The sequence below is a fragment of the Pandoraea sp. CB10b_02 genome (assembly GCF_002216225.1).
In the GTDB taxonomy this organism is placed as follows: domain Bacteria; phylum Pseudomonadota; class Gammaproteobacteria; order Burkholderiales; family Burkholderiaceae; genus Pandoraea; species Pandoraea nosoerga.
Genome location: NZ_NJGW02000012.1, coordinates 16,844 through 29,375 on the forward strand (window position 1 = coordinate 16,844; position 12,532 = coordinate 29,375).

General features: G+C 65.9%; 12 protein-coding genes. 9 read left to right on the forward strand and 3 right to left on the reverse strand.

Annotated elements, in window-relative coordinates; genetic code table 11:
• Positions 1-102: 102 nt before the first annotated feature.
• Positions 103-1,002, forward strand: coding sequence for a LysR family transcriptional regulator (locus CDN36_RS14070; RefSeq protein ID WP_287497092.1), 900 nt, complete (start codon positions 103-105; stop codon positions 1,000-1,002).
• Here CDN36_RS14070 and CDN36_RS14075 read toward each other — a convergent pair whose 3' ends face one another.
• Positions 1,003-1,962, reverse strand: a complete 960-nt coding sequence (locus tag CDN36_RS14075) for a LysR family transcriptional regulator (RefSeq protein WP_287497093.1) — start codon at positions 1,960-1,962, stop codon at positions 1,003-1,005.
• A 187-nt stretch (positions 1,963-2,149) separates the two neighbouring features.
• Here CDN36_RS14075 and CDN36_RS14080 point away from each other — a divergent pair, with 187 nt between their 5' ends.
• From CDN36_RS14080 to CDN36_RS14110, 7 genes are all read left to right on the forward strand, one after another.
• A complete protein-coding gene (locus CDN36_RS14080) occupies positions 2,150-3,388 on the forward strand; it encodes an ABC transporter substrate-binding protein (RefSeq protein WP_502920365.1) in 1,239 nt (412 codons plus the stop codon).
• A 201-nt stretch (positions 3,389-3,589) separates the two neighbouring features.
• Positions 3,590-5,089 (forward strand): CoA-acylating methylmalonate-semialdehyde dehydrogenase, encoded by a 1,500-nt coding sequence (locus tag CDN36_RS14085; RefSeq protein WP_287497034.1) that lies wholly within the window; start codon positions 3,590-3,592, stop codon positions 5,087-5,089.
• A 23-nt stretch (positions 5,090-5,112) separates the two neighbouring features.
• Positions 5,113-6,042, forward strand: coding sequence for a 3-hydroxyisobutyrate dehydrogenase (gene mmsB, locus CDN36_RS14090; protein WP_150554642.1), 930 nt, complete (start codon positions 5,113-5,115; stop codon positions 6,040-6,042).
• A gap of 263 nt (positions 6,043-6,305) precedes the next feature.
• Positions 6,306-7,217, forward strand: coding sequence for a bestrophin family protein (locus CDN36_RS14095; protein WP_287497035.1), 912 nt, complete (start codon positions 6,306-6,308; stop codon positions 7,215-7,217).
• A 55-nt stretch (positions 7,218-7,272) separates the two neighbouring features.
• Positions 7,273-7,629 (forward strand): ArsR/SmtB family transcription factor, encoded by a 357-nt coding sequence (locus CDN36_RS14100; protein ID WP_150554640.1) that lies wholly within the window; start codon positions 7,273-7,275, stop codon positions 7,627-7,629.
• Positions 7,613-8,560 carry an SRPBCC family protein gene (locus CDN36_RS14105; protein ID WP_287497036.1) on the forward strand — a complete coding sequence of 316 codons (948 nt, stop codon included), beginning with the start codon at positions 7,613-7,615 and terminating at the stop codon, positions 8,558-8,560. Before CDN36_RS14100 ends, CDN36_RS14105 begins: the two co-directional genes overlap by 17 nt.
• A gap of 272 nt (positions 8,561-8,832) precedes the next feature.
• Positions 8,833-9,258 (forward strand): DUF4148 domain-containing protein, encoded by a 426-nt coding sequence (locus CDN36_RS14110; protein ID WP_150554638.1) that lies wholly within the window; start codon positions 8,833-8,835, stop codon positions 9,256-9,258.
• 118 nt (positions 9,259-9,376) lie between these two features.
• On the opposite strand, the gene CDN36_RS14115 is transcribed toward CDN36_RS14110, so the two are convergent.
• Positions 9,377-10,279 (reverse strand): ferritin-like domain-containing protein, encoded by a 903-nt coding sequence (locus CDN36_RS14115; RefSeq protein WP_287497095.1) that lies wholly within the window; start codon positions 10,277-10,279, stop codon positions 9,377-9,379.
• 123 nt (positions 10,280-10,402) lie between these two features.
• Positions 10,403-11,725 carry a TIGR00366 family protein gene (locus CDN36_RS14120; protein ID WP_150554637.1) on the reverse strand — a complete coding sequence of 441 codons (1,323 nt, stop codon included), beginning with the start codon at positions 11,723-11,725 and terminating at the stop codon, positions 10,403-10,405.
• Positions 11,726-12,037: 312 nt separating this feature from the next.
• Between CDN36_RS14120 and CDN36_RS14125 the strand changes: the two genes are divergently transcribed.
• Entirely contained in the window at positions 12,038-12,481 is a 444-nt protein-coding gene (locus CDN36_RS14125) for a hypothetical protein (protein ID WP_287497037.1), read from the forward strand.
• The last annotated feature ends 51 nt before the right edge of the window (positions 12,482-12,532 follow it).

A 12,532-nucleotide genomic window follows, 5' to 3' on the forward strand; every position in this document is an offset into this window, starting at 1 on the left:
ATGACAGATCCTCATCGCCGCCCTCTGGCCGTATCCGTGGACGTCCCGGACAGCCGGGAAGCCGGCACCGTCCGCGGCGCCGGCGCCGATCGCGTCGAGCTGATGCAGACGTTCGTGCGCATCGTGGAGGCGGGCAGCCTCTCGGCGGCCGCGGCGCTGCTGGGCACCACGCAGCCCACCGTCAGCCGGCGTCTGCAGATGCTCGAACGCTCGCTCGGGCTGCGCCTGCTGCAACGTTCCACGCACCACATGAAACTCACCGAGGACGGCGAACGTTGCTTTGCGCGCGCGAAGGAACTGGTGACGAACTGGGAAGCCTTCGAAGCGGACCTGCGCGGCACGGGCGACGACCCCGAAGGCACGCTGCGCGTGCTCGCCCCGCACGCCTTCGGGCAGGAAATGCTGATCGGGCCGCTCGCGGATTTTCTGGAACGCTATACCGGCATGAAGGTCCACTGGTTCCTTCAGGACCGGGAGCCCGACTTCATTGCCGAAGGCATCGACTGTGCCATCCACGTGGGCGAATTGCGCGATGGCGCCAACGTGGCGATCTCCCTTACCGACGTGCCGCGTATCGTGGCGGCGTCGCCGGCGCTGCTGGCTGGCAGGGCGGCGCCGGAGCATCCGTCCGAGCTGGCCTCGCTGCCGTGGCTCTCGCTCACTACCTTCTATCGCAACGAGATCACGCTCACGCACCAGACGACACACGAAACCGTGCGCGTGACATTCGATCCACGCATGAGTACCGACAACCTGTATGCATTGCGCAGTGCCGCATTGCGAGGTCTGGGCGTTGGCGTCTGCTCGTCGTGGGTGATGGCGGAGGACGTTGCGCAGGGCCGGCTGGTCCAGCTTGTCCCGCAATGGCGCACGACGGCGTTGCCGATGTACATCATCTACCCATACGCGAAGTACTATCCCGCGCGCCTGCGACGGTTCATCGAGGCGATGCGCGCGGCGATTCCCACCGTCATCGACAACGAGCAGCGCAAGATTCGCTGATCAGTCCCACGTCAGCTGCCCGGCGCGGCCTTGCAGCAGCGCGTCGTTGCGTTGGGCGGCGTCGCGCAGGTAATCCCACAGCACCGTTATTCGCTTGAGCGTGCGCAGCTCTTCGTGGCAGTAGATCCAGAAGCTGCGCGTGACGACCACCTCGTCGGCGAGCAGCGGCACGAGGCGGGGGTCCTGCGCGGCCATGAAGCACGGCAGGATCGCGAGCGCTTCGCCCTGCAGCGCGGCCTGGTATTGCGCGATAACGCTCGTGCTGCGCAGCACCACGTCGCAGCCGGGTACCACGTCTTCCAGATACCGCAGCTCGTTGCTGAACGAAAGCTCGTCCACATAGCTGATGAAGCGCCGCCCGGCGAGATCGGCGAACGCGCGCACGTCACCGTACTGCGCGAGATAGCCCGGCGTGGCGTAGAGCTGCAGGCGATAGTCGCACAGCTTGCTGCACACGTATGGGCCGCGCTGCGGGCGCTCGATGGTGATGGCCAGATCGGCCTCGCGCTTGGACAGACTCACGAAGCGCGGCACGGGAAGCACGTCGAAGTCGATGGCGGGGTACTCCCGCTGAAAACGCGAGAGCACCGGCGTGACGAAATAAGTGCCGAAGGCCTCCGTCGAGCCGATGCGAACGTGGCCGGAAAGCGTCTGCCCCAGCCCGGCGACCTGTTCGCAGGCGGACTGCAGCGTGCTCTCCATCTGCTCGGCATGGACGAGCAGTTGCTGGCCCTCGGGCGTGAGCGCGTAACCCGCGTTGCGAGACTTGTCGAAGAGCAGCGTGCCGAGCGCCTGCTCCAGCGCGCGCACGCGCCGTGAGACGGTCGTGTGGTCCACGCCGAGCCGCTGCGACGCCGCACTCACGCGCTGCGTGCGCGCCACTTCGAGAAAGTAGCGAAGGTCGTCCCAGTCCGGGCGCGGCTCGGCGCCCAGGCCGTTCGAACTGCCGGCCGCGCCCATCGCGCTCGCCGGCCGCGTTGTTGTCTTGCGGGTCATCGCCCGGTCTCCTATGTGCATTTGTGCACAAATTAGATGCACATTTGCGCTATGTAAAGCAAATTCGCACAAATACAATTTATGAGCGCCGCGCATAGACGATGGCGACGAAAGCATAAGAGACCTGAAAGGACCTGAAGGAGACAAAGCGATGAAGATCAAGCCGTGGCTGCTCGCGCTGGGACTCGGCGCGGGCTTGGGGGTGATGTCGGCAAGCGGCATGGCGCAGTTGCCGGATCGTCCGGTGAAGGTGGCGGTGCTCACGGACATGTCGGGGACGTATTCGGCGATGGGCGGTGCGGGCTCGGTCGTCGCGGCGCAGATGGCCATCGACGACTGCCTGGCCGCCGAGTGCAAGGGCATGAAGATCGAGCTGGTCTCGGCCGACAACCAGAACAAGGCCGACGTCGCCGCCAACAAGGCGCGCGAGTGGTTCGATCGCGACAACGTCGACGCAATCGCCGACCTGACCAACTCCGCGGCGGCGCTCGCCGTGCAGAAGCTGGCCATGGACAAGCAGAAGATCGCACTGTTCTCCGGCCCCGCGACCACGCGTCTGACCAACGAAGACTGCTCCCCGACCGGCTTTCACTGGATGTTCGACACGTATTCGCAATCCGCCGCCACGGCGCGCGCCATTGTCGCGAACGGCGGCAAGTCGTGGTACTTCATCACCGTGGACTACGCCTTCGGCCATTCGCTGGAGAAGGACGCCGCCGATAACGTGAAGGCGCTTGGCGGCACGGTGGTCGGGCAGTCGCGCCATCCGCTCAATGCGTCTGACTACGCGTCGTTCCTGCTGCAGGCGCAAAGCTCGAAGGCGCAGGTCGTGGCGCTCGCCAACGGCGGTCAGGACACCGTGAACGTGCTCAAGCAGGCGCGCGAATTCGGCATCGTGCAGCGCGGCCAGAAGCTTGCCGCCTTGCTGGTGTTCCTCTCCGACGTCCATGCGCTCGGGCTGAACACGGCTCAGGGCCTGATGTTCACGGACGGCTTTTATTGGGACTACGACGACGCCTCGCGCGCCTGGTCGGCCCGCTTCCAGAAGAAGTACAAGGACCTGAAGCCGACGATGGTACAGGCCGGCGTGTATTCGAGCGTGCTGCATTACCTGCGCGCCGTGGCGGCGACCAAGAGCGTCGATGCCAGGACCGTCGCACAAAAGATGCGCGAAATGCCGATTCGCGATCCGATCATGCACAACGCCTCGATCCGCCCCGACGGTCGCGTGATTCACGACATGTATCTGTTCCGCGTGAAGTCGCCGGCCGAGTCCAAGGGCCCGTGGGACTACTACACCAAGGTCGGCACGGTGCCGGCGACCGAAGCGTTCCAGCCGCTCTCGAAGTCCACCTGCGCGCTCGTGAAGACGAGTGCGGCGGCGAAGTGAGGAGTGCGGTCGAAGTGAACGCGGCCGAAGTGAGCGCGGCCGAAGTGAGCGCGGCAGCAGGGCTCGCGCCGATTGCCTATCTTTGAAGTGCCGGCGCCGCCGCCTGCCTTTGCTCCCCCCGGGCGGGCGGCACCGCCACCCAGCGAAACCGATTACCGACAACCCCGAATCCCCGTATTCGTTCGATCAGGAGAGCGTGTCATGTCCCTACCCACCATTCCGCTGCTCATCGACGGCAAACGCGTCGAGTCGAAGTCGACGCAGTGGCGCGACGTCGTCAATCCGGCCACTCAGGAAGTGGTCGCGCGCGTGCCGTTCGCCACGACCGACGAGCTCGACGCCGCCGTGGCCTCGGCGAAGGCCGCCTACAAGACGTGGCGCAACACGTCACAGGCGAACCGCATGCGCGTGATGCTGCGCTTTCAGCAACTGCTGCGCGATCACACGGGCGAACTGGCTGAACTGATCACCCGCGAACACGGCAAGACGCTGCCCGATGCCGAGGGCGAAGTCGGACGCGGCCTCGAAGTCGTGGAGCACGCCTGCTCGATCGCGTCGTTGCAACTGGGCGAGTATGCGCAGAACGCCGCGGGCGGCGTGGACGTGTACACGCTCATCGAGCCGCTCGGCGTGTGCGCGGGCATCACCGCGTTCAACTTCCCGGTGATGCTGCCGTGCTTCATGTTTCCACTGGCGGTCGCCACCGGTAACACGTTCGTGCTCAAGCCGTCGGAGCAGGACCCGAGCGCGTCGCTGCGTCTGGCCGAGCTGGCGCTCGAGGCCGGCCTGCCGCCTGGCGTGCTCAACGTCGTGCACGGCGGCCCCGACATTGCGAATGCCATCTGCGATCACCCCGATATCAAGGCCATCTCGTTCATCGGATCGACGCACGTCGGCACGCACATCTATCGTCGCGCGTCGGATGCCGGCAAGCGCTGTCAGGCCATGATGGGCGCGAAGAACCACTGCGTGATCCTGCCGGACGCGGACCGCGAGCAGGCCATCAACCATCTGCTGGGCGCGGCGTTCGGCGCGGCTGGGCAGCGGTGCATGGCCACGTCCGTCGCGGTGCTCGTGGGCGAGGCGCGCGAGTGGGTGCCGGAGCTCGTGGAGCGCGCCCGTGCGTTGAAGGTCGGCCCGGGTACGGATCGCAAGGCCGATCTGGGGCCGGTGGTGTCGAAGCAGGCGCGCGCGCGCATCGAGAAGCTCATCGGCGCCGGCGTGGAGGAGGGCGCGAAGCTGTTGCTCGACGGTCGCGGCCATGCGGTGAAGGAAGCGCCGGAAGGCAATTTCGTCGGTCCGACGATTTTCGACGGCGTGACGGCCGACATGTCGATCTACCGCGAAGAGATCTTCGGACCGGTGTTGTGCATGACGGGCGTCGACACGCTCGAGGAGGCGATTGCCTTCGTCAACGCCAACCCGAACGGCAACGGCGTGGCGCTGTTCACGCAGGACGGCGGCGCCGCGCGTCAGTTCCAGAACGAGATCGACGTCGGCCAGGTCGGCATCAACTTGCCGATTCCGGTGCCGGTGGCATGGTTCAGCTTCACGGGCTCGCGCGCGTCGAAGCTCGGTGACCTCGGCCCGAACGGCAAGCAGGCGATCCTCTTCTGGACGCAGACCAAGACCGTCACCGCGCGTTGGCAAGCGCGCGGCACCGGGCCTGCCGGCGTGAACACGACGATCACGCTGAAGTAACGCGCCTTCTCGGGAGACAGACGATGGCAAGTGAAACACAACAAGGCGCCCTGCGCGTCGCGTTCATTGGCCTGGGCAACATGGGCGGCCCGATGGCGGCCAATCTGGTTCGTGCCGGGCATGCGGTGCGCGGCTTCGACCTGTCCGCCGCCGCGCTCGAGCGGCTCGCCTGTGCCGGCGGCACGGTCTGCGCATCGATCGCCGACGCCGTGCGCGACGCGCAGGTCGTCATCACGATGCTGCCGGCCGGCGAGCACGTGCTGACGGCGTACAGCGGCGAGGCGGGCGTGCTCGCCAACGCGCCGGCCGACGCTGTGCTGATCGACAGCAGCACGGTGCCGCCGGAGATTCCGCGCCAGATCGCCACGCTCGCACGGCCGGGCACGCTGCTGCTCGACGCGCCGGTCTCGGGCGGCACGGCCGGCGCGGCGGCCGGCACGCTCACGTTCATGGTTGGCGGTGACGCCGCGCTCGTCGAGCGCATGCGGCCTCTGCTGGGCAGCATGGGCCGGGCCATTCACCACGGTGGTCCGCTCGGCGCGGGGCAGACGCTCAAGCTTTGCAACAACATGCTGCTGGGCATCCTGATGGCGGGCACGAGCGAAGCCTTGCGCCTGGGCATCGCCAACGGTCTCGATCCGAAGGTGCTCTCGGCGGTCATGCAGCAGAGCTCGGGGCGCAACTGGACGCTCGAAGTCTACAATCCGTGCCCGGGCGTGATGGAGAACGCGGCGTCCTCGCGCGGTTACACCGGCGGCTTCGCCACCGATCTGATGGCCAAGGACCTGCGCCTCGCGCACGGGGCGGCACAGGCGAGCGACGTCGCCACGCCGCTCGGCGATCTGGCACGGCGTATCTTCGAAGTGCATCGCGCCAACGGACACGGCGCGCTCGACTTCTCGAGCATCTTCCAGGACCCGGTCACGCTCGCGCAGGCGCTCGAAGTGAAGTAGGCCGCGCGGGTCTTCGCGAAGGAAGGAAGGGCGCACGCCCGTCGGCCTCGCGGCCCACGGGCGTTTCGTTCAGTCGAGCTCCGCAGGGCGGGGCGGCGGCATTGGGTGGCGGTCGGCGGCATTCGGCAGTGCGCGGTGGCGCACGACATTGGCCGCGGCCATTTCAAACCCGTCGATATGGGCGTATCATCGCGGCGCAACGGCGCGGGTCGCGGCTCCCGCCAACGGCCTGTCTTCGCTTGCTTCGCGAGCCTCTCGTCATCATGATCGTCCGCCCTAATCTGCACTGGCTGCGCATGCTTTTCGTCGTGCGCGGCTCGATCCTGCCCAAGATCGCCCCGCAGCTCATCTTCACCACGATCATTTCGATTCTCGTGAGTGTCGCGCACGGGCGCATCTTCGAATGGAAGATTCCGCTCACGTTCGTGCCGTTCTCGCTCATCGGCATCACGCTCGCGATCTTTCTCGGCTTTCGCAATACCACGAGCTATGCCCGCTATTGGGAAGCGCGCGTGCTCTGGGGCAGCGTGCTAAACGAGACGCGGGCGCTGGCGCGTCAGTCGATGACGTTGATCGCCGACACGTCCGATTCGCCACGCTTCGTCGCGTACCTGATTGCGTTCGTGCACGGCATGCGTCATCAACTGCGAGGCACCGACGCCCGCGCCGACTTCGAGCGCTTGCTTTCGCCCGAGGACGTGGCGTGCCTCGCGCGCAAGCGGTTCAAGCCGATCGCGCTGCTGCTGCTTGCCGGCGAATGGCTGCGCGAGCGGCGGCTCGAGGGCCAGATCGACGCGCCGCTCGCGCAGGTCATGGAGATGCACCTCGATCGTATGGGCGAGGCCATCGGCGGCTGTGAGCGGATCGCGACCACGCCGATTCCGTTCACGTATGGCGTGATCCTGCATCGAGTGACGTATCTCTACAGCGTGCTGCTGCCGTTCGGACTGGTCGACTCCATCGGCCCGATGACGCCGGTGATCGTCGCCTTCATTTCGTACACGTTCTTCGCGCTCGAAGCGGTAAGCGCCGAGATCGAGGAGCCGTTCGGCATGGAAGCCAACGACCTCGCGCTCGACGCCATGACGGAAACCATCGAGCAGTCGCTGCGCGAAATCCTCCATCGCCAGCACACGGCCCAGGTGCGGCCGCACGACCACCACATCGTCACCTGAGGCTCCTGATACTAAAGTCCTTGCTTTACTTTTTCGAATCTATATACTCAAGTACATGCTTGACCATGACGACGCCCTCGATCTGACCTTCCAGGCACTGGCTGACACGTCGCGCCGCGCGATGCTCGTGCGGCTCGCGCAGGGGCCTGCGTCCGTGAGTGCGCTCGCGCAGCCGCTGTCGATGTCGTTGCAGGCGGTCATGCAGCACCTGTCCGTGCTGGAGAGCGCCGGGCTGGTGCGTACCGAAAAGACCGGCCGTGTGCGCACGTGCCGGATCGAACCCCAGGCGCTGAGCCTCGCAGAGCGATGGATCAACCAGCGCCGTCACGAGTGGGAGGGCCATCTCGACCGATTGGGCGAGTATCTGGCCAGCCTGCCGCCCGAAGGAGAGGTTCATGAGGACGACAAGTGAAGCAAAGGCCGGCGGCTCGCCGCGCCCGTTGAGCATCGGCCGGACATACCCTGCCAGGCGCGAGACCGTATTTCGTGCGTGGACGACGACGGACGCCGTCAAGCGCTGGTTCTGTCCGCTCGGCTATACCGTGCCCGAAGCCACGGTCGAGCCCCGCGAGGGCGGTGTGTTCGAGCTGCGCATGCAGTCGCCCGAAGGCGAGTCGCACTGGATTCGCGGCCGCTTCGTCGAGATCGACGAGCTCAAACGGCTCGTGATCGAGATGAACGTCAGCGACGTGAAAGGACACGCGCTGTTCGGCGCGTTGACGACGGCGACGTTCGCCGACGCCGGCGACGGCACCCGGTTGGAAGTCGAGCAACGCTATACCGTTCACGACCCCGCCTACGCCTGGATGCCCGAAGGCGCCAGCGAAGGCTGGAAGCAGACGCTCGACAAGCTCGGTCGCGAGGTGCTGCGCGAGCTTGACGCGCCCTCGCAGCGAAGCGTGGTGCACGGCAGCTTCCGGATCGAGCGCCAGTATCCGGCTTCGCCGTCGCGGGTGTTCCGCGCGCTGACCGAGCGTGAAGCCAAGGATCGCTGGTTCGCGCGCGGCGACGGCCTCACGCTGATCGAGCGGTCGATGGATGTGCGGCCCGGCGGAAGAGAGCGGGCCCGCGCGCGCTGGACGAGCGGCATGGTGTCGACGTTCGACGCGGTGTACTTCGACGTCGTCCCCGACGCGCGGGTTGTCTACGCATACGAAATGCACCTGGACGAGCGCAAGATCTCGGCGTCGCTGGCAACGTTCGAACTCAAGCCGCGCGATGGCGGCACGCACGTCATCATGACCGAGCAGGGAGCCTTCTTCGATGGCTACGACGACGCCGGCTCGCGCGAGCGCGGCTCGAACTTCCTGCTCGACGCTCTGGGCGCATCGCTCGTCGACTGAACGGGCCTGCGCGCCAACGGGCGTTCCGTCCATGCCGCGGCGCGTCGTTGCACCGGCGCGCCGCGGCGTTCTCACGCTCCGGAATGCCGCCGGGGAATGTACCCGGAATGCACGCCTCTGCTGCTTTCATTAGGGACTTCGATTCTCATCGAAAAACGCAATAGTTCGTGGACGAATATCGCGTTTTTCATTGCAACGGCCAGTCCTAGACTTCCTTCCATCGACGGCGCAATTCAAAACATAGTCGTCGCAACTTGACAGGAGTCAGGAAAATGAACCGCAAGAACATCGCAATCGCCCGGGTTGCCCGAGTCGCGCTTATCGCAACCGTGGCTTCGTTGGGTGCCGCCGGCAGCTTCGCCGCGGAAAACGGCAACCGCTATCCCGAGGTTGCCTCGCAGGGTCAGCCGCTCACCCGTGCCGCCGTGCTCTCCGGCCTGGCGCAGGCTCGCGCGCAAGGCCTGATCCCCCACGGCGACGCCGACTATCCCGTGTACGTCGCTTCGGGGCCGGCGAAGAGCCGCGCCGAAGTGAAGACCGAACTGGCGCAGGCGCGCGCGCAAGGCCTGATGGCGCAGAACGACCTCGACTATCCGATCGTCGCCTCGCAAGGCCCGAGCGTGTCGCGCGCGCACGTGAAGCAGGAACTGGCCCGCGCTCGCGCTGCCGGTGAGCTGGACGTGAGCCAAGGCAGCTGATCGGATGATGGACGCCACCGGCGTCCGATCGCATGAAAAACCGCCCCGAACGTGAGTCCGGGGCGGTTTTTTTGTGCGTGTTCCGTGAGGCGCCGAGACGGCAAGGCGCCAAGGCGGTTCAGCGTCGCATGAAGCGCAGCGCGAGACGCGCGAGTTTCGGCACGAAGGTTGGACGAAGCAGGCGTTTGTCGTAGCCGTCCATGCGGCGCGCATCTTCTTCCAGGCACAGCTTGATCAGTTCGCGCGGCTTGAGCGACTCGCCGATGTCCGCCGTGCCCGTTACGAGGAAGTTGGAGTCTCGCGCCACGCCGTCGGTGTCAATGCCGCGCGCGATCGCCAGGCGCTCCCACACCAGCGTGATCCACACGGCCACGACGCGCGCATAGAACCACGGCCGCTTCCAGCGCGGCAGATTATGGCGGTGCCATGCGACCCAGTTGGTAAAGAACAGGATGTGGCGTGCTTCTTCCTGGATGACCGGCTCGAAGGTTTCCACGAGCGCCTCGGGGAAGTAGCCGGAACGCTGTGCCGAGCGGAACAGGCCAAAGGCCACGAAGCTGTCGATGCACTCGCTGAAGCCGGTTTTCATCCACGCCCATTCGGCGTCCCTGGGAGCGGGGTAGGCGGGCTCCGGGGCCAGCTCGATGCCATACGCCTCGACGAGTCGGGACAGGACCACCTTGTGACGGGCCTCTTCGTCGGCGTCCATGGCGATGGCCTTGCGCAACAGCGGGTCCTGCACCGTTGCGGCGTAAGTGGCGACACGAATCGACGCGCGACCTTCCGTTTGCACCGCGATGTCCCAGATGGGCAGGGCTGTCAGGCGCTTGAGCGCGTCGGGCGGCAACACGGGCCAGTCGATGATCGCAGGCTTGTATGGATTATGCGACTCGAGCAGCATGTGGCAAAACATGCGCTTATGGGACTCCGAACCAATCCGGATCTGGCCATCGACATCGTATTGCCAGTGGCGCATGACATGATCGGCTTCGGTGACGGCAACTGCCAGCGTGTCGGACATCGTTTCGGGATATCGCATCAGTGATGAGTCTTGTCGGTGTCGGCAAAAATCATATCACCAAGCGATACGGGCGCGCCGTGCAGGCGGGCCGCGCGAAACCTCTTCGTGCGGCCCTGGGCGCCGTCAGAACAGGTACATCCCGGCCACGAAGATCACCCCCGAGAAGAGCAGCGCCGTCACGCAATAGCCCATGATGTCGCGCACGCCGAGGCCGGCAATCGCCAGCGCCGGCAGCGCCCAGAACGGCTGCGCCATGTTCGTCCAGGCTTCGCCGTAGGCGATGGCCATGGCGGCCTTGCCCATGTCGGCGCCGAGCGCCTGTGCGGCAGGCATGACGAAGGGGCCCTGCACCACCCAGTGGCCGCCGCCCGAGGGCACGGCGAAGTTGATCACGGCCGAGCTGAGGAAGGCGAGCAGCGGGAACGTATGCACGTTGGCGATTTCGATGAACCAGTTCGTGATGACGCCCGCGAGGCCCGAGTGGTCCATCGTCGCCTGGATGCCGGCATAGAAGGGGAACTGGATCATGATGCCGGATGCACCGCGCGCGGCGTTCGCGACGGCGCGAGCATAGGCCATCGGCGTGCGGTGCAGCAAGATGCCGATACCGAGGAACGCGAGGTTCACGGTGTCGATGTCGAGCGTGAAGCCTTTCGTGAGCGTGCGAATCACGAGGTAGGCGGCGATGAGCGCGAACACCAGCAGCGAGAGCAGGCGGCTTTCCTCGAGCTTCTCGGCGATCGTCGCGTCGGGGCCGAGCACGCGCTCGTGCGTCGGCTCGTCGACGAGCAGCTTCGGGTCGATCGAGACGACCTCGTTCGGGCGCGGCATCATCGCGCGCGCGAGCAGCGGCAGCATCACGATCAGGCCAATCGTGATGAAGGCGTTATAGCCGGTGAACAGCGTCTGCGAGACCGGAATCAGGCCCACTACCTTTTCCATCGGATTGCCGTGCGTGGCGGCGACGAGCGGCACCGAGCCCGAGAGCCCGCCGTGCCACGTGAGAAAGCCCATGTAGGCGCAGGCGACGAGCAGCCGATAGTCGGTGCCCCTGACGCGGCGCGCGACTTCGCGCGCGAACATCGCGCCGAGCACGAGGCCGAAGCCCCAGTTGATGGCGCACGCCACACCGGCGAGCAGCGCCACCATCATCGTGGCCTGCGCGGGGGAGCGCGCCGCGCCGGCCAGCGCGGCCATCGCACGTTTCATCGGTGCGGAGCTGGCCAGCGCGTGACCGGTCACCAGAATCATTGCCATCTGCATCGAGAATGCGAGCAGATTCCAGAAGCCCGAGCCCCAGAGCAGCACGAGTTCGCCCGGCGTCTTGGGCGTGAAGCCCAGCGCGAGCGCGAACGTGATGACGGTGAGGAAGATTGCGAAGATGAGCGGATCGGGCAGAAACCGATGCACGACCTGAGTGAAGAAACGGGAAATACCTTTGATCACGACTGCCTCTTCCTTATAGTTAACATGTTAATCGCGGAATTCTCGCATGCGGGCTGCCTTCGGCACATTGAGTAAAACTGCGTAATGCACGATGAGAATGGCGCGTGGGGCGGGCCGGCGGTCAGGAGCGAGGGGAGCAAGGGGAGTGCCGGAGACAACCGGCGCGAGGCCGAGGAGGCGCGAAATATTTGGTAATTGTTGCGGCGCGCGCAACGCAGGTCTTCACGCCGCGGCGTTTATCGGGCGTTTCCGACTCACTAGACTGTGGAGTCCGCTGTCGCAGTTTTGCAGCCTTCTTGCACTGGACTCATCATGACGCTGACCCTTGAGCAACTCTTTCCGCAGCATCGTCCCGAAGGTGACGCCGTGGCCACGGCGCTCGACAGTCACGCTGTCGCGCAGGCGCTCTCGATGGCCTGCGCCGAGCATCCGCTCGCGCTGCTGCGCATGATGTACCCGGCCACCGATGCGAACACGCACCGCAGCCGCGACGAACTCACCGAAGTGCTGCATCGCCACGGGCTGCATCAGGTCGCGGGCCTGATCGAGCAGGAGTCGCCCTATCTGATGTTCACGTCGGCCGAGCACGCGCACCTCACGCTGGTCGAAATCCGCCGCTATTCGGCGGCCATCGCCGTGCATCTGTACTATCGCGGCCTGGCGGGCGCCGAGGCCGAGGCGCGTCTGCGCGCCGACGCGACCGTGCCGGCAGACGGCCATTTCCGTCCATTCGACGGGTTCGCCCGGGCCATGTGAGCCGGCGAGCTCGCACGGGTGTTTGTCGAAGATTTGTTTCGGACGGCAAAA